This window comes from Thiomonas sp. FB-6 (assembly GCF_000377645.1).
GTDB lineage: Bacteria > Pseudomonadota > Gammaproteobacteria > Burkholderiales > Burkholderiaceae_C > Thiomonas_A.
This window is the reverse complement of record NZ_KB898473.1, coordinates 129,085-145,587: the sequence shown is the minus strand read 5'-3', so window position 1 is coordinate 145,587 and position 16,503 is coordinate 129,085. Positions and strand designations below refer to the sequence as shown.

The following is a 16,503-nucleotide window of genomic DNA, read 5'->3' as shown; positions in this document are numbered from 1 at the left end:
GCGCGGGGCCGCGCAGGCCGGTCTTGGGGGCGATGTCCGGGGTTTCGGGCGGAGAAGGGCCCAGGAAAGCCCTAGGGAGTATTTACCCGGAAAATGTTGCGTTGCAGCTTGATACCTTGGTGACAGCGGGTGAATATAAGTAAGTATGGATATAGCGTTGCCCATTCCGGGCGGCGCACCCGATCTGCGAGACCGACCATGGACGTTCAAGGCAAGCGCCACATCCCCCTCAGCCCCGCCCAGGCCTGGGAAGCCCTGAATTCGCCCGCGATGCTGCGCGCGTGCATTCCGGGCTGCGAGAGCATCGAGCAAAGCGCGCCCGGGCGCTTCGAGGTCGTGCAGCAGCTCGAGATCGCCGGGCACCGCACCAGCTTCACCAGCACCCTGTGGCTGCAGGATGCCAACCCTCCGCACAGCTACGTGCTGCGTTTCGAGGGCAACGGCGGCAGCGCCGGTTTCGGTGCCGGGCGTGCGCTGGTGGCGCTGCAGCCTGCGGGCGACGGCACTTCGCTGCAGTACCAGGCCAACGCCGAGGTGGGGGGCGCGATCGCGCAGATGGGCGGTGCCCTCGCCGACCAGGCGGTACGCGGGTTGATCGAGGACTTCTTCACCCGCTTCGAGCGCAGCGCGCGCGGCGAACTGGTGCTGGCGCCTCACGGCATGGCCGAACGCCTGTGGGAGATGATGCCGCCCTGGGCCTGGGCGCTGTCCACGCTGGTGGCGGTGTTCATCCTCTACTGGGGCCTGCACGGCACCTGGTGAGGCAGCGCGGCGGGTGTGCCCCCGCGCCTGCCCGCGGGGCTCAGGCGGCGTGGATCTCGCGGCACACGGCGCGTACCACGGCCTGCACCTGCGGGTTCTTCAGGCGGTAGAGCATGAAGCGCCCGTGGCGTACCGCTTCCACGATGTTCTCCGCGCGCAGGCGCGAGAGCTGCTGGGACAGCGCGGCCTGGCGCATGCCCACGCCGTGCTCGAGATCGCGCACGCACATCTCGCCGTCCAGCAGCAGGCACAGGATGGCCAAGCGCTCGCGGTGCGCCATGGCCTTGAGCACGCGCACCATCGGCTCGGCGAGGGTGCCGCCGCGCACCGCCGCGGCGGTGCGCGGCGACTCAAAGTTAGGGACGACGAGGGCATTCATGCGAACCATCGTATGGCTTCGCCATCGCGTCACCTTGACACAAGACAAGCTTTGCTTGCGTCCCCGTGGCGGACCGCGCGCGGGGGCGCGCGAGGCCTTTCAGTGGGCGTGCAGGTTCAGGCGCGACAGGGCCGAGAAGCCGTCGAGGAATTCGTCGATGTCCTCGGTGCTGGGCGAGCCTTCCATGAGGCTGCGCACGCGGGCGCGGAAACCGTCCGCCACGTGGCCCTCGAGAAAGATTTCCTTGCGCGCGAACTTGTCGACGATCTCGAAGCCACCCTGGTTCGAGGCGGCCTCGGGAACGCTGTCGGCTTCGCGGGCCCAGTCGAGCTGGAACACGCTGAAAGCGTCGGAGTCGTAGATCATGGTGTGCATGGTGATCCTCCCGGGTCATCGCGGCGGCGTCGTGGCGTGCCCGCGACCGCGTCAAGGTGCAGATGGGGACCGGGCGGAAGGAATCAAGCCCCGCGCGCCGCGGCCCCCGCTGCGTGCCTGTTGCCTTAACGCGGCAGGGCCCGCGCGTGCCGACAGCGCGGCGCGGACGCGGTCATCGGCAATGTCTCAGCGCGGGGCTGCGAGCGCGGCGGAGGCCTCGCCGGCCGGCGCCTGCTGCAACGCGCGGCGCAGCGTGAACAGCAGGAAGTCGTCGCCGCCGTGGCGCAGGCGGATCTGCACCGGCAGCCCCTGCAGCGACGGCGCCAGCCAGACCTCCGCGCCGAGGTCGTCGCGCGCCGGCGGCTCGTACACCAGGTGCCAGGTGTCCAGGCGCCCGAGGCCGGTGTCCACCGGCTCGCGTCCGGCCACCAGGAAATCCCAGATGGTGGTGCCGCTCGGGCGCGCCACCTGGAAGCGCAGGTGTGTGCCGCTCTGGAACTCGTCGGGATGGGTGCGCAGGCCTTGCGCGAGTTGCATGAACACGCTGGCGCTGTCGAGCAGGTGCGCGGGAATGGGCATCGTGGCCCCGATGGCCGAGAAGCGCAACAGCCCCGCGGCGCGGTCGAAACGCACGGTCTTGCTGCGCATCAGCACCTGTTCGACGTAGTCGTCGGGCGCCAGCCAGTCGCCGTCGATGGTGCCGGTGCTGGTGTAGGAGAAGTCGACCAGCGCCGAGCCGCCCAGGCGCAGTTCGTAGCGCCGCCCCTCGCGCCGCCATTCGAGTTCGCCGTTGCCGTGCAGCGGGCCGCGGTAGTAGCCGGTCAGCGCGTAGTCGAGGCGGGTCGGCAGCGGCCAGGCCTCGACCGTGCCGGCCGCGGCGCGTGGAGCTGTGCTGGCGGCGGAGCCAGGCGTGGAGCCAGGCGCGGAGGCAGGCGTGGAGGCAGGCGTGGAGGCAGGCGCGGCCGCGTGCGCCGGGGCATGGGCCTGCGCTGGAGCGGCGGGCGGCGCGGAGGCCGCGGCAGGCGCCGGCCCGGCCTGCGCCGCGCGGGGCGAAGTGGGCTGCGAAGCGGCGTGCGGAGCGGCGTGGGAAGCGTGCTGCGATGGTCCGCCCGAGGGCAGCGGCGGCGCCGGCAGCAGCTGCGACGGCCCGGCGTGCGCCGGCGCGCTGGGCGGGCCGTGCCCGGAAGCCGCCTCGGGCGCTACGGGCTGGGGCGCCTGCGGCAGCAGCACGCGGGTGTACAGCGCCGGCGGCAGGGCATGCGGCAGGGGTTGGCGGAAGGCCCGTCCTAGGCCCCACAGCGCGGCCAGGTGCAGCACCAGCACGGGCAGCAGCCACCACGCGGCGCGCCAGCGCGAGCGTGCCGGCAGGGCCGCGCGCGAAGGGCCAGCCGGGCGCGAAGGACTCATGGCCGCATTGTGCAGCGCGCCGCCGCGCGGGGCTTCGAATGGGGGGATGTCGGTGCGCGCGCGCAGGCGGTATGCTGGGCCGCATCGAGCCCGCGCGCCGGCGGCGCCGCAGGTGTTTCCATCGTTTTCCGAGGTTCAGGTCCTATGCAAGCCCAATCTCCCCCGGCCATGGAGTTCTTTCAATCCCTGTTGAAGGGCTCCGGCATGTCCTCGAGTTTCGCCAACTGGATGGCGCCGACCCTGGACCCCGACGAACTGGAGCGCAAGATCGTCGACTTGCGCGCGGTGCTGCAGTGGCTGGAGGCCAACGTGCGCCTGACCCAGGCCACCATCCAGGGCCTGGAAGTGCAGCGCATGACCCTGTCCACGCTGAAGACGATGAACGTGGACTTCGGCGACCTGGCCAGCCAAATGGGCTCGGCCATGCGCGCCGGCGCCGAGGCGATGGGCGCGGCCGCGCACATGGCGGAGCCCGCGCCGCCGGCCGGCGCCCAGGCGCCCGGCGCCGGTGCCGAAGCTGCGCCAGCGCCAGCGATGCCCGCCGCTGGCGACGCCAAGGGCCGCGTCAAGGACGGGGGCGAGGCGGCGCCCTTGGGCGGCATCGTCGACCCCATGCAGTGGTGGAGCACGCTGAGCGAGCAGTTCACGAAGGTGGCCAGCGAGGCCCTGCGTGACAGCGCCTGGCCCATGCCCGCCGCGGCGGCGGCGCCCGCGGGCGAATCCTCGAAGGCGTCCTCGAAGCCGTCCTCGAGTGCCTCGGCGGGGGCATCGTCCCGGTCGGCTCCCGGAACGCCGGCCACGGCCGGCAAGGCGCCCGCCGCGCGCAAGCGGCCGGCGGCGGCCGCGAAGACCGGCGCGAAGGCGGGGGCGGCCAAGCGCAAGGCGCCGGCACGCCCGCCGCGCTGAGCCGGCCACGAGCAGGCGGGCAAGCAACGGGGGCCTGGCATGGTCTCGACAGCCAAGGCGCACGGACTCCGGGGCCTTGATTCGCCTGCTACGATGGTTCGGCACATTGCGGTGCAACATGGCAGGGTGGCGCGGCATGGAGCCGCGCTTCATGCACCGGGTTCATGCTTCATGTCGTGCTTCGCGCGCGAGCCGCGCCGCGTGCGCTGAATCGGTAGCTTTCGCATGCGTTTCATCACCGCCCATTCGTCGTCTTCGAGCTGGCCCCTGGCCCTGGAGTCGCTGGCCGCCCAGGTGGCCCGCGAGCGCGCGCGCGCCGAAACCGTCACGCGGCCCAACCTGGGCCTGGTGTACGTGGACCCGCGGCATGCCGTGCTGGGCGAGGAACTGCTGGCCGGCCTGCGCGAGCGCCTGGGCGTGGCGCACTGGGTGGGCGGCGTGGTGTCGGGGGTGTTCGCTGCCGGCGAGCAGGGCATCGAGTCCTGCGGCGTGGCGGTGATGCTGATGCAGTTGGCGCAGCGTGATTTCCGCGTGTTTTCCGGGCGCAAGCCCTTGCCGCAGGCCTCGCGCGTGTGGCGCGGCGCGCACTCGGTGCTGGCCCACGGCGACGCCGAGCAGCCCGAGCTGGACGAACTGGTGCTCGAACTGGGCGAGCGCTGCGAGAACCGCGACGTGTGGGGCGGCATCGTCAGCCCCGGCTGCGGCGCGCAGTTCGCCGACGCGGTGCTGCAGGGCGGGGTGTCGGGCGTGGCCTTCTCGCCACGCCTGAGCCTGCTGGGCGGGCTCAGCCACGGGCTGCAGGCGGTGGGCCCGGCGCGCACGGTGACGCGCTGCACCGACAACGTGGTGTACGCGCTGGACGGCCAGCCCGCGCTGGGCGCGCTGCTCGACGACCTGGGCGAGCCGCGAGAGCGCCGCGAGCGCCAGCAATGGCGCGAGCTGGTGCCCAGCCTGCGCGACGTGGTCGTGGGCCTGTCGTGGCCCGAGGACGAGCTGCGCCAGGCGGCCGCCGGAGCGGCGCCGCTGCTGCGCGGCCTGATCGGCATCGACCCGGGGGCGCAGGGGGTGGCGCTGGCCGCCGAGCTCCAGCCGGGCATGCAACTGCGTTTCTGCCGGCGCGAGGCGGCGGTTTCGCTGCGCGACCTGTTGCGCCTGTGCACCGAGGTGCGCGAGGAACTCGAACAGCGTCGCGAGGCGCGGCAGGCGGCCGGCCACTGCTCGGCCGCCGGTGCCGGGCCGCCGGTGCGCGGCGCGGTGTTCGTCACCTGCGCTTCGCGTCGCGGCTCGGTACTGTCCGCGCAGTGGCAGCTTCTGCGCAGCCAGCTGGGGCCGGTGCCGCTGATCGGCTTCGAGGCCGCCGGCGAATTCTCCGGCGCGGGCCTGCAGGCCTACAGCTCGGTGCTGCGCGTGTTCGCGCAGGACGTGCCGGTGTAAGTGCTCACTGCGGAGGCGGCCCCCTGAATACCGGGCGGGCGCCTCAGGCCTGCTTGCGCAGGTAGTCGATGAGCCCGTTGAGCTCGTCCAGCGAGTGAAAGCCCAGGGTGATTTCGCCGCGCATGCGGCTGCCGTTGCCCTTGGCGCGGATGTGCACCGGCGCGGCCAGCAGTTCGCCCAGCTCGTGCTCCAGGCGTTCGAGTTCGCGGCCTTCGGCCTGTTGCGCCGCACGCGGGGCCGGCTCGGGGGCCTGCGCGCGGGCGCACAGGCGCTCGGTCTCGCGCACCGACAGGCGCCGCGCCTGCACCTGGTTGGCGGCCTGGATCTGGGCGGCGCCGTCGAGCGCGAGCAGGGCGCGGGCATGGCCCATGTCCAGGTCCCCCGCCAGCAGCATGTCCTGCACCGGGCGTGCCAGATTGAGCAGGCGCAGCAGGTTGCTGACCGCGGCGCGCGAGCGCCCGACGGCCTGCGCCGCCTGTTCGTGGGTGAAGGAGAACTCCTCGATCAGGCGCCGGATGCCCTGGGCTTCCTCCAGGGGATTGAGGTCCTCGCGCTGGATGTTCTCGATCAGAGCCATGGCCAGCGCCGACTGGTCCGGCACCTCGCGCACCAGCACCGGCACCTGCTCGAGGCCGGCCAGGCGGGCCGCGCGGCTGCGCCGTTCGCCGGCGATGATCTCGTACTTGCCGCCGGCCAGCGGGCGCACCAGGATGGGCTGCATCACGCCCTGCGCCTTGATGCTTTCGGCCAGTTCGAACAGCGCGCCTTCGTCCATGCGCGTGCGTGGCTGGTACTGGCCTGGCACCAGCACGTCCAGCGGCAGCGAGGAGGGGGCGGCGGGCGCGGCGCCGATGTCGGCGCCCTGGGCGCCCAGAAGGGCTTCCAGGCCCAGGCCCAGGCCCTTGCGCTTTTTCGGGGCCGGGGAGGCGGCGGAGGGGTTCTTGGAGGGGCTGTTCATGCTGCGGTGGCGTTGGGGCTGCGGGAGGCGGCGGCGGGGCCGCGGACGCGGCGCACCATTTCCTCGGCGAATTCCATGTAGGCCTGGGCGCCGCGGCTGGCGCGGTCGAACACCACGCCGGGCAGGCCGTAGCTCGGGGCCTCGGCCAGGCGCACGTTGCGGGGAATCACCGCATCGAACACCTTCTCGCCGAAGTGGGTCTTGAGCTGGTCGCTGACCTGTTGCTGCAGGGTGATGCGGGGGTCGAACATGACCCGCAGCAGCCCGATCAGCACCAGGTCGGGGTTGAGCTTGGCGTGCACCTGGCGCACCGTGTTGACCAGGTCGGTGAGCCCTTCCAGCGCGAAATACTCGCACTGCATGGGTACGATCACCCCCTGCGCCGCGCACAGGGCGTTGAGCGTGAGCAGGCCCAGCGCCGGAGGGGTGTCGATGAGCACGAAGTCGTACTCGCCGGCGACCGAGGCCAACAATTCCTTGAGGCGGTGTTCGCGCCGATCCTCGTCGACCAGTTCGAGTTCGGCGCCGGCCAGCTCGCGGTTGGCGCCGAGCACGTCGTAGCCGCCCTGCGGGCTGGTGCGGCGGGCTTCCTGCAGCGGGGCGATGCCCAGCAGGGCCTGGTACACGCTGGGCTTGAGCTGGCGCTTGTCCACCCCCGAGCCCATGGTGGCATTGCCCTGCGGGTCGAGGTCGACCAGCAGCACGCGTTGCCCGACCCGGGCCAGGCCCGCGGCGAGGTTGACGCTGGTGGTGGTCTTGCCGACCCCGCCCTTCTGGTTGGCGACACAAAAAACCGATGCCATCGCAAGAGTCCTAGGAATCGCCGGGCCGGCCCGCGGCCGGCGCCTGCGCGCGGTGCATCCACACCACGCAGCGCTGCGCCCGCAGCCCGGGTACGTCGAGAAATTCGATGTCGTGCACGATACCCGCGGGCAGGGCCCGGATTTCGGCCTCGGGCACGCTGCCCTTCATGGCCGCCCAGGCACCCTCGGCGAGCAGCACATGCTCGCTGATGCGCACGAGTTCGGCAAGTTCGCCCACCGCGCGGCTGGTGATGCAGTCGAATCCGGGCAGTCGCAAGCCCTCGATGCGGCCGTGCAGGACCTCCACGTTGCGCAGTTGCAGCGTAGCCGCCACCTGCTGCAGGAAGGCGCACTTCTTTTGCACCGCGTCGACCAGCACGAGTTGCCACTGCGGGCGCATGATGGCCAGCACCAGCCCGGGCAGGCCGCCGCCGGAACCCACGTCCAGCACCCGCCGCGGCGCGCGCCGGTCCAGCGCAGGCAGCAGGGACAGGCTGTCTGCCAGGTGCAGCGTGAGCATGTGCGCGGGCTCGCGCACCGCGGTCAGGTTGTAGACCGCGTTCCAGCGCTGCAGCAACTCCAGGTATTGCAGCAGTTGCCCGATCTGGGCGTCATCCGCCGGCAGGCGCAGCGCCTCCAGCACACCGGCGAGTTCCTCGCGCGCCGCGCTCATCCGGCGGCCCGGCCGGCGGCTGAGGGCGAGCGCAGGCGGCGCTTGCGCAGGTGCACCAGCAGCAGCGAAATGGCGGCGGGCGTGACCCCGGAGACGCGCGAGGCCTGGCCGAGGGTGTGGGGGCGGGCGCGTCCCAGTTTCTGGCGCACCTCGATCGACAGGCCCTGCACCACGGTGTAGTCCAGGTCCTCGGGCAGGGGCATGTGCTCGTATTCGGCGGCGCGCTGCACGTCCACCTGCTGGCGTTCGATGTAGCCGGAGTATTTCACGCCGATCTGAACCTGCTCGGCTTCGTCGGCGCGCAAGGGGTGGGCCGGCGCGTAGCGTCCGTCCAGCGCACCGACCAGCCGGGTGTAGTCGACGTCGGGCCTGCGTAGCAGGTCTTCGAGGCGGTATTCGCGCTCGATGGGCTGGCCGATGAGTTGCTGTGCGTCGGCGGGCGGCAGGGTCTGCGGCTGCACCCAGGTGTCGCGCAGGCGCTGGCGCTCGGCCTCGATGGCGTCGCGCTTGCGGCAGAAGGCGTCCCAGCGGGCGTCGTCCACCAGGCCGAGTCGCCGCCCGGCCTCGGTCAGGCGCAGGTCGGCGTTGTCCTCGCGCAGGCTGAGCCGGTACTCGGCGCGGCTGGTGAACATGCGGTAGGGCTCGCTGACCCCCTTCGTGATCAGGTCGTCGACCAGCACGCCTAGGTAGGCCTGCTCGCGGCCCGGGCACCAGGGTTCTGCGCCCCGCACCAGCAGCGCGGCATTGGCGCCGGCCAGCAGGCCTTGCGCGGCGGCTTCCTCGTAGCCGGTGGTGCCGTTGATCTGGCCGGCGAAGAACAGCCCGGCGACGTCCCGGGTCTCCAGCGAGGTCTTCAGGGCCCGCGGGTCGTAGTAGTCGTATTCGATGGCGTAGCCGGGGCGCAGCAGGTGGGCCTGCTCCAGGCCCTCGATGCTGTGCACCAGTTCGAGCTGCACGTCGAAGGGCAGGCTGGTCGAGATGCCGTTGGGGTAGTACTCGTGGGTGCTCAGGCCCTCGGGCTCGAGGAAGATCTGGTGCGCGTCCTTGCCGGCGAAGCGGTGGATCTTGTCCTCGATGCTGGGGCAGTAGCGCGGGCCCACGCCTTCGATCACCCCGGTATACATGGGGCTGCGGTCCAGCCCGGAACGGATGATGTCGTGGGTGCGCGCGTTGGTGTGGGTGACCCAGCAGGGCAGCTGGCGCGGGTGCCGGGAGGCTTCGCCGAGGAAGCTGAACACCGGCACCGGGTCGAGGTCCCCGGGCTGTTCCTGCATGCGGGAGAAGTCGATGCTGCGGCCGTCGATACGCGGCGGAGTGCCGGTCTTCAGGCGCCCCTGGGGCAGGCCGATTTCGCGCAGGCGCTGCGCCAGCGAGACCGCGGGCGGATCGCCTGCGCGCCCGCCCGAGTAGTTCTGCAGCCCGATGTGGATCTTGCCGTCCAGGAAGGTTCCGGCGGTGAGCACCACGCTGCGAGCGCGGAAGCGGATCCCGCTCTGGGTCACCGCACCGCACACGCGCTCGCCTCGGCCGTCGGATTCGAGCAGCAGGTCGTCGACGGCCTGCTGGAATAGCCACAGGCCCGGCTGGTTTTCCAGGCGGGAGCGAATCGCGGCCTTGTACAGCACCCGGTCGGCCTGGGCACGGGTGGCGCGCACTGCCGGGCCCTTGCTGCCGTTGAGAATGCGAAACTGGATGCCGCCCTCGTCGGTGGCGGCGGCCATCGCGCCGCCCAGTGCGTCGATTTCCTTGACCAGGTGGCCCTTGCCGATGCCGCCGATGGAGGGGTTGCAGGACATCTGCCCCAGGGTCTCGATGTTGTGGCTGAGCAGCAGCGTGGCCGCGCCCATGCGGGCAGCGGCCAGCGCGGCTTCCGTACCGGCGTGCCCGCCGCCGACCACGATGACGTCAAAGACCTTCGGATATTCCATGGAGTTCACCAGCTTCGAGTTCCGCATTGTAGGCGCGGCGTCGCGCGAGGCCGGGAGACGGGCCGATGTTCCACGTGGAACAATCCCCCTGCCTGGGAGCGACGGGCGGCACGGCGAGCCATGACGGTGCGGCGATGTTCCACGTGGAACGTGCAAGTCGCCCCTCACGAGCCGCCACCGTTCGCGCATGCCGAAGCGAATGGTCATGGGGCTTTGCACGACACGAGGCTTGCATCAGCCCGGAGCGGCTCTCGCACGCCAGCGGCGGCCGGGCCCCGCGCGAGCCGGATGACGGGGTGGTTGGCGCCTGCGGCGCCAACTGCGCTTGCGCTGCTCGGGCCGGAGGCGTGCGGCAGAACTCGCTTCGCGCGCTTGCGCGCGCTGCGCTCAAACAGCTGCCGCAAGCATGAGGTTGGAAGCGCGCTGACGCGCGCCGCCCCCGGCCCTGTGCTGCTCGCCACCCCGACGCCGGCCCGCGCGGGGCCCGGCCGCCGCCGTCGACCACCATCGTGGACTGCGAGCCAGCAACCAAGCCGCGGTATCGCGGTTGCTCGCCTGCTCAGCTGCGCAGCCTCCTCGATGCGCGGAGGATGAGGTGTGCGGCTGCTCGGTTGTCAGTGCTCAGGGAGGTCGGCCAAGGGCGGAAGGCGCCGGTGTGCACGGAACGCCCGCCATGCTGGTGATTGCAAGCGGTCGCGTGCGGGGCCCGGCCACCGCTCGTGCGCAGACGTCGAGTGACAGCTTCGGGTCCCGTCCCCAAGCGTGGGTCCCACTCCGCGCGCGGCGGATCCTGGCGCGAGGCGAGGCTCGAGTGCGCAGCCAGTAGCGCTGCGGGCCTGCACTCAACGCCCACGCAAGCGAAGCCAGTTCACGGGGTCATTGACTCCGCCAAGGGAGCGCGTGCGGCCTGGCTGCCGCCCATGCCCAAGCCATTGCGCATCCCATGCGGCCTCGCCGTTGCGCTTGCACGGGCCGCGATTTCACAGCCATCGCAGCAAGACATGATCGGGATCATTCCTGCCTGCTCGCATGCGCACTACATTGATATGTGGAAATTTCCATCCAGGAGCGAGCGATGAAAATCAACGAAGGCGGGCTGGATCGTGTGGTGCGCGTGGTGGTCGGACTGGTGCTGATCGCATTGGCCGCGACCGGTACGGTGGGGTGGTGGGGCTACATCGGCATCGTGCCGCTGATCACCGGAGCGGTGGGGGTGTGCCCGGCGTACTCGCTGCTGGGGCTCAACACTTGCCCGATGAAAAAATCGTCCTGAGACGGTGGCGCGTGTTCCACGTGGAACATGCGCCATGCAGCTTCCCGGCGACCGGGCATGAAAAAACGCCAGACCCCCTCGGGGGATCTGGCGCCGTTGTCTCAGCGTCTTGGCGCTGATGTTTGCCGGTACTCCACACTCGTGCGCGGGTCCGGTCGGGCTGTCTCCTCGCTACTCACTCCAGAATTCCTGTCGCAGGCAACTGGGTGCGCGACTTTGAGGATTATTGCCCCCGGCCCTTCGGCTTGCCCACAGGGGAAACCCGCTCCCCGATTCAGGGCGTCCCGCGCCGACGCACCGTTTCAGTGCCCCAGCCCGGGAAACAGCTTGAGCAGGCCTTCGCTCATCAATTCCACCGACAGCGCGGCGATCAGCAGACCCATCAGGCGGGTCATGATGTTGATGCCCGTCTTGCCGACCACGCGGGCGATGCTCTCGGCGGCGCGGAAGGTGCCGGCGATGACCAGCGCGGCCACCACGCCGTAGGCTACCAGTACCAGCAGGTAGGGCCAGTGCCGGTTCTTGTCGGCGTAGATGATCATGGTGGAAATGGTGGCCGGCCCGGTCAGCAGCGGCACGGTCAGGGGCACCACGGCGATGCTGCGGCTGCTGGCCTCGGCTTCGTCCATTTCCTCCGGCGTCGAGCGGAACGCCGTGGGGGCGGCGTTGAGCATGCCGATGCCGGTGATCAGCAGCAGCAGCCCGGCACCTACCTGGAACGAGGCCAGGGAAATGCTGAAGAACTGCAGCACCTGGGTGCCCAGCAAGGCGCTGACGGCGATGACCACGAAGGACGAGAAGGCGCAGGTGGCGATGGTGCGCTTGCGCTGGGACGGTGTGAAGCCTTCGGTGAGGGCCAGGAAGATCGGCAGGATCCCCAAGGGGTTGATGATCGCCAGCAGCGCGACGAGCGGCTTGATCAGGTGGGTGGCTTGCGGCGCCGTGCCGGCCATCAGGCTCATCGGGAGTTCTCCATGCGGGGTTTCTGGTTGAGTGGCCCAGGGACGGCCCTGCGATTCCTGGAGACCTTCATTGCACGAAGCCCATGCGCGGGCCTCGCGAGCGGATGCGGGGGAAGTCGCGCTCGAGCAGTTCGGCGCGCCCGTCGAGCTTGGCCGCACCGAAGGCCGTGGAGAGCAAGCGTCGCATTTCGCGCGGGCTGGCCTGGGCCAGTGCATCCAGCGCGCCGTCACCGATCTCGGGCGGGAAGGCGCCGCCCCAGTCGTGCCCTTCGCGCAGTTCCCGGTACAGGCGCCGGGCGATGGCTCGGCGCCCGGCTTCGTCGGGCGCGGCCACCTCGAATACGTCCAGCCGGTTGAGAATGGGCTCGGGGATGCTGGCCGGGTCGTTGGCGGTGGCCACCCACACCACGGCGCTGCAGTCGATCGGTACCTCGGCGAACTCGTCGGTGAAGTGGCGCGCGGTATCGTGCTCCAGCAGACTGTACAGCGCACCCAGCGGGTCGTATTGCGCGGCGGCGGCGGCCTTGTCGATTTCGTCGATCACCACCACCGGGTTGGCGTATTCGCCCTGCACCAGGGTTTCGAACACCTTGCCGGGGCGCGCGCCCTTCCATTGCGAGGAGGCGCCCGAGAGGATCCAGCCGGCGGTCAGCGCGTTCATCGGCGCCAGCGCCCAGGAGGTTCCCAGCATGTCGGCCACGCGCCGTGCGAAATGGGTCTTGCCGATGCCCGGCTCGCCCAGCAGCAGCATGGGTGTGAGCTCCACGGGATCGCGGCTGTCGGCGGCCAGCGCGACCGCGCGCAGCACCTGTTCCAGGGGTTCGGCGAAATTGGGCAACTCGGCCTGCAGCGCGTCGCGGTCGGGAACGGCCGCGGGCTTGATGGCCAGGCGCTGGCCTCCGGCTTCGATCATGCGGGTGTACGTGGTCCTCAGCGCGTCCTGGGCGTCGCCGCTCAGGTTCCTGAGCTTGCGTTCGACGTCCTCGACCGCATAGACGGACTTGTAGGCTGCCATCGCGATGGTCATCTCGCACCTCCTGCGCCGGCACGCCACGTGCCGGCATGCATGCATGATGCCAGAGCCGGCGCGCCTCCCGCAGGCGAGGGCGCCCGGGGCTGTTGGATTTTTACCGCGCCTCGCGGATGGGCTCAGATCTCGATCTGGGTTCCCAGTTCCACCACGCGGTTGGGCGGAATGCGGAAATAGTCGGAGGCTTCCTGGGCGTTGCGGCTCATCCAGGAAAACAGCACTTCACGCCACAGGGCCATGCCGGGGATCTTCGAGGGCACGATGGTCTGCCGGGCCAGGAAGAAGGAGGTCTCCATCAGGTGGAATTCCATCCCCGACAAGCGCTCGCAATCCTTCAACAGCTTCTGGATGTCGGGTTCATCCTTGAATCCGTAGCGAACGTGCAGCAAATAGATGCCTTCTTCCATCGGGCGCAGGTCGATGCCCTGATCCGGCCCGACATGGGGCACGTCGGCGGCCTGCGCCGACAGGAACACCACGCGTTCGTGCAGCACCTTGTTGTGCTTGAGGTTGTGCAGCAGCGCGTGCGGCACGGTGTCGGCGTTGGGCGTGAGGTAGATGGCCGTGCCCTCGACCCGCGTGGGCGGGTAGGTCGACAGGCTGTGCACGAAGTCCTTCAGGTTCAAGGCATGTTCCTGCAGCTGGCGCTTGAGCAGGCTGCGCCCGCGCTTCCAGGTCGACAGCAGGGCGTACACGGCGGCGCCGAACACCAGCGGGAACCAGCCGCCGTGGTCGATCTTCAGCGAATTCGACGCCAGGAACAGCATCTCCACCAGCGCCAGGGGCACGAACACCAGGTTGGCGCGGCGCGTGCTCCAGCCCCAGCGCTGGGGCGCCACCATCCACAGGAACACCGTGGTCGTGACCATGGTGATGTTCACGGCGATGCCGTAGGCCGCGGCCAGGTTGTCCGAGCTGCGAAAGGCCATCACCAGCGCCAGCACGAACAACAGCATGGTCCAGTTGATGAAGGGCACGTAGATCTGCCCCTGGTTGCGTTCGTTCGTGAACAGCACCCGCATGCGCGGCAGATAGCCCAGCTTGATGGCCTGGGTGGTCATCGAATATGCGCCCGAGATCACCGCCTGCGAGGCGATCACCGTGGCCAGCGTGGCCAGCACCACCAGCGGCCACAGCGCCCACGACGGCGCCATGTAGAAAAAGGGATTCTTGCCGGCGGCCGGGTTGGCCAGCACCAGCGCGCCCTGTCCGAAGTAGTTCAGCAGCAGCCCCGGCATCACCACGCCCAGCCAGGCGCGGCGGATGGGAAGGCGTCCGAAGTGCCCCATGTCGGCGTACAGCGCCTCGCCGCCGGTGAGGGTCAGGAACACCGCGCCGAGCAGGAACAGCGCCAGGCGCGGCTCGCGCAGGAACATGTCCATGCCCCACCAGGGGTCGAGGGCGCGCAGCACGTCGGGGTGGATGACGATGTGGGTCAGCCCGAGCACGCCGAGGGCGGCGAACCACAGCATCATCACCGGCCCGAAATAGGTGCCCACCAGCGCGGTGCCGCGCTTTTGCACCAGGAACAGCCCGACCAGGATGACCGCGGTGATCGGGATCACCGCGTCCTGCAGCACCGGCGTGGCCACCGCGGTGCCCTCGATGGCCGACAGCACCGAGATCGCCGGGGTGATGATGCTGTCGCCGTAGAACATGGCCGCGCCGATCAGGCCCAGCGCCACCGCCAGCACCCGCCCGCGCGACGGCGCGGCGTAGCGTCGCATGACCAGCGCCATCAGCGCCAGGATGCCGCCTTCGCCCTCGTTGTCCGCGCGCAGCGCCAGGCCCACGTACTTGACCGTCACGATGATGGTCAGGCCCCAGAAGATCAGGGACAGCACGCCGTAGATGTTGGCCGGGTTGAAACCCAGGCTGTGGGCGGGGTTGAAGGCCTCCTTGAAGGCGTACAAGGGGCTGGTGCCGATGTCTCCGTAGACCACGCCCAGCGCGCCCAGGCTGAGCGCAGCCATGGACCCCTTGTCGTGCATTTGCTCGTCTTGCATGGGTTTGGTGCCGGCCTCGGCGTGTGCTTCGGGCGGCCTTCCTGTCGCAGGGGCTGCCATCTTAGTTTGCTGCAGAGCAGCACGGGGAGTTTTTCGTTGCCCGAGGGCAACAACGGGACGCTTTGTTCCAGGTCAAAGTGCCGGGTCCTCCCCGCGCCGATGATCCGGACATCATGCAGACAGCTTCGATCAACCTCGATTTCCAGCCCGAGCTGATCCGGCGTTTCGACGTCTCCGGACCTCGGTATACCTCCTACCCCACGGCCGACCGCTTCCGCGCGGACTTTCCCGTGGCCGACTACGAGCGGGCCCTGGCCGAGCGCGGGAACGCGCCGCTTTCGCTGTACGTGCACATCCCCTTCTGCGAAACCCTGTGCTACTACTGCGGCTGCAACAAGATCCCCACGCGCAACCACTCGCGCAGCGCCCCGTACCTGGACCAGGTGGAGCAGGAGATGCGCGCCGTGGCCGCCCGGCTCGCGCAGCGTAGCGCGGCCGTGCAGCTTCACTGGGGCGGGGGAACCCCGACCTTCCTGGACGACGCCGAGGCGCAGCGCCTGATGGAGTTCACGCGCGAGCATTTCGACCTGTCCGCCGGCGGCGAATTTTCCATCGAGATCGATCCGCGCAAGGTCGGCGCCAGGCGGGTGGAGCATCTGGCGCGCCTGGGCTTCAACCGCATGAGCGTGGGGGTGCAGGACTTCGACCCCGCGGTCCAGCAGGCCGTCAACCGCATCCAGAGTTTCGAGGAAACGCGCGAGGTCATCGACGCCGCGCGCGCCAGCGGCTTCGCCTCGGTCAGCGTGGACCTGATCTACGGTCTGCCCCGGCAGAACCCCTTCAATTTCGCTGCCACGCTGGAAAAGGTGCTGGACCTGCGCCCCGACCGCGTCGCCCTGTACAGCTACGCGCACCTGCCTTCGCGCTTCACCCCGCAGCGGCGCATCGTCGAGGCCGAACTGCCGACCCCGGAGGCCAAGCTGGTGCTGCTGGGCCTGGCCATCCGCCGCCTCGCGCACGCCGGCTACCAGTACATCGGCATGGACCATTTCGCGCTGCCCGACGACGAGCTGGCGCGCGCCCAGGCAGGCGGCCGGCTGCACCGCAATTTCCAGGGCTATTCCACCCATGCCGACCTGGACCTGCTGGCCTTCGGCGTGTCGGGCATCTCCAAGCAGGGCCGGCATTACGCGCAGAACGCCAAGACCCTGGACGGCTACGGGGCCGCGCTGGCCGAGGGGCGGCTGCCGATCGAGCGCGGCATCACGCTGGACGACGACGACCTGTTGCGTCGGGACGCCATACAGCGCTTGATGTGCGATTTTTCGCTCGATCTGGATCAACTCGCGTCGCGCCATGGCGTGGCCGATGCCGAGGCCTGTTTCGCCGACGACCTGAAGCGCCTGCGCCCGCTGGCGCAGGCCGGACTGATCGAGATCGACGGGCCGCGCCTGCAGGTCACCCCGCGCGGGCGCCTGCTGGTGCGGGTGATCGCCATGCAGTTCGACCGCCGGCTGCACGACGCGGCGGCGCAGCTGCAGGCGCCGCGATATTCCCGGGTGATCTGAGCTCGGGGAACCCGCGCGCGCACGGTGCGCGCGAGGGGC

The 16,503-nt window shown here is 70.2% G+C and carries 15 protein-coding genes; 5 read left to right on the top strand and 10 right to left on the bottom strand.

Features of this window, described 5'->3' with window-relative positions:
* Window positions 1-198 precede the first annotated feature (198 nt).
* Window positions 199-762 carry a carbon monoxide dehydrogenase subunit G gene (locus tag D466_RS0105440; RefSeq protein WP_018912699.1) on the top strand — a complete coding sequence of 188 codons (564 nt, stop codon included), beginning with the start codon at window positions 199-201 and terminating at the stop codon, window positions 760-762.
* A 40-nt stretch (window positions 763-802) separates the two neighbouring features.
* Here the strand turns inward: D466_RS0105440 and D466_RS0105435 are convergent, their stop codons facing one another.
* The 3 genes from D466_RS0105435 to D466_RS20665 all read right to left on the bottom strand — a co-directional run bounded on the left by D466_RS0105435 (window position 803) and on the right by D466_RS20665 (window position 2,923).
* Window positions 803-1,141, bottom strand: coding sequence for a helix-turn-helix transcriptional regulator (locus D466_RS0105435; protein ID WP_018912698.1), 339 nt, complete (start codon window positions 1,139-1,141; stop codon window positions 803-805).
* A gap of 99 nt (window positions 1,142-1,240) precedes the next feature.
* Complete coding sequence (locus tag D466_RS0105430; protein WP_018912697.1) at window positions 1,241-1,516, bottom strand: DUF3567 family protein; 276 nt, start codon at window positions 1,514-1,516, stop codon at window positions 1,241-1,243.
* A gap of 186 nt (window positions 1,517-1,702) precedes the next feature.
* Complete coding sequence (locus D466_RS20665) at window positions 1,703-2,923, bottom strand: DUF3108 domain-containing protein (protein ID WP_018912696.1); 1,221 nt, start codon at window positions 2,921-2,923, stop codon at window positions 1,703-1,705.
* Window positions 2,924-3,127: 204 nt separating this feature from the next.
* Here D466_RS20665 and D466_RS0105420 point away from each other — a divergent pair, with 204 nt between their 5' ends.
* Together D466_RS0105420 and D466_RS20660 are read left to right on the top strand one after the other, a co-directional pair.
* Window positions 3,128-3,829 (top strand): PhaM family polyhydroxyalkanoate granule multifunctional regulatory protein, encoded by a 702-nt coding sequence (locus D466_RS0105420; protein ID WP_231385665.1) that lies wholly within the window; start codon window positions 3,128-3,130, stop codon window positions 3,827-3,829.
* Window positions 3,830-4,054: 225 nt separating this feature from the next.
* Window positions 4,055-5,263, top strand: coding sequence for an FIST N-terminal domain-containing protein (locus tag D466_RS20660; protein ID WP_018912694.1), 1,209 nt, complete (start codon window positions 4,055-4,057; stop codon window positions 5,261-5,263).
* Window positions 5,264-5,306: 43 nt separating this feature from the next.
* Here D466_RS20660 and D466_RS0105410 read toward each other — a convergent pair whose 3' ends face one another.
* Genes D466_RS0105410 through mnmG form a run of 4 tightly spaced genes read right to left on the bottom strand, consistent with a single transcriptional unit; the run spans window position 5,307 to window position 9,625 of the window.
* Window positions 5,307-6,221: a ParB/RepB/Spo0J family partition protein gene (locus D466_RS0105410; RefSeq protein WP_018912693.1), complete on the bottom strand. Its 915-nt coding sequence runs from the start codon at window positions 6,219-6,221 to the stop codon at window positions 5,307-5,309.
* Entirely contained in the window at window positions 6,218-7,024 is an 807-nt protein-coding gene (locus tag D466_RS0105405; protein ID WP_018912692.1) for a ParA family protein, read from the bottom strand. The genes D466_RS0105410 and D466_RS0105405 overlap by 4 nt, the downstream gene beginning before the upstream one ends.
* 10 nt (window positions 7,025-7,034) lie before the next feature.
* Window positions 7,035-7,697 (bottom strand): 16S rRNA (guanine(527)-N(7))-methyltransferase RsmG, encoded by a 663-nt coding sequence (gene rsmG / locus D466_RS20655; RefSeq protein ID WP_018912691.1) that lies wholly within the window; start codon window positions 7,695-7,697, stop codon window positions 7,035-7,037.
* Entirely contained in the window at window positions 7,694-9,625 is a 1,932-nt protein-coding gene (mnmG, locus tag D466_RS0105395; protein ID WP_026284919.1) for a tRNA uridine-5-carboxymethylaminomethyl(34) synthesis enzyme MnmG, read from the bottom strand. The genes rsmG and mnmG overlap by 4 nt, the downstream gene beginning before the upstream one ends.
* Before the next feature lie 1,075 nt (window positions 9,626-10,700).
* On the opposite strand from mnmG, the gene D466_RS0105390 reads away from it, so the two are divergent.
* Window positions 10,701-10,898, top strand: a complete 198-nt coding sequence (locus D466_RS0105390) for a DUF2892 domain-containing protein (RefSeq protein WP_018912689.1) — start codon at window positions 10,701-10,703, stop codon at window positions 10,896-10,898.
* A 302-nt stretch (window positions 10,899-11,200) separates the two neighbouring features.
* Here D466_RS0105390 and D466_RS0105385 read toward each other — a convergent pair whose 3' ends face one another.
* The 3 genes from D466_RS0105385 to D466_RS0105375 all read right to left on the bottom strand — a co-directional run bounded on the left by D466_RS0105385 (window position 11,201) and on the right by D466_RS0105375 (window position 14,896).
* Window positions 11,201-11,860 carry a MarC family protein gene (locus D466_RS0105385; protein WP_018912688.1) on the bottom strand — a complete coding sequence of 220 codons (660 nt, stop codon included), beginning with the start codon at window positions 11,858-11,860 and terminating at the stop codon, window positions 11,201-11,203.
* Window positions 11,861-11,927: 67 nt separating this feature from the next.
* A complete protein-coding gene (locus D466_RS0105380; protein ID WP_018912687.1) occupies window positions 11,928-12,887 on the bottom strand; it encodes an AAA family ATPase in 960 nt (319 codons plus the stop codon).
* A 122-nt stretch (window positions 12,888-13,009) separates the two neighbouring features.
* Complete coding sequence (locus tag D466_RS0105375; RefSeq protein WP_051083682.1) at window positions 13,010-14,896, bottom strand: potassium transporter Kup; 1,887 nt, start codon at window positions 14,894-14,896, stop codon at window positions 13,010-13,012.
* A gap of 173 nt (window positions 14,897-15,069) precedes the next feature.
* Between D466_RS0105375 and hemN the strand changes: the two genes are divergently transcribed.
* A complete protein-coding gene (hemN, locus tag D466_RS0105370) occupies window positions 15,070-16,464 on the top strand; it encodes an oxygen-independent coproporphyrinogen III oxidase (RefSeq protein WP_018912685.1) in 1,395 nt (464 codons plus the stop codon).
* Window positions 16,465-16,503: the final 39 nt, after the last annotated feature.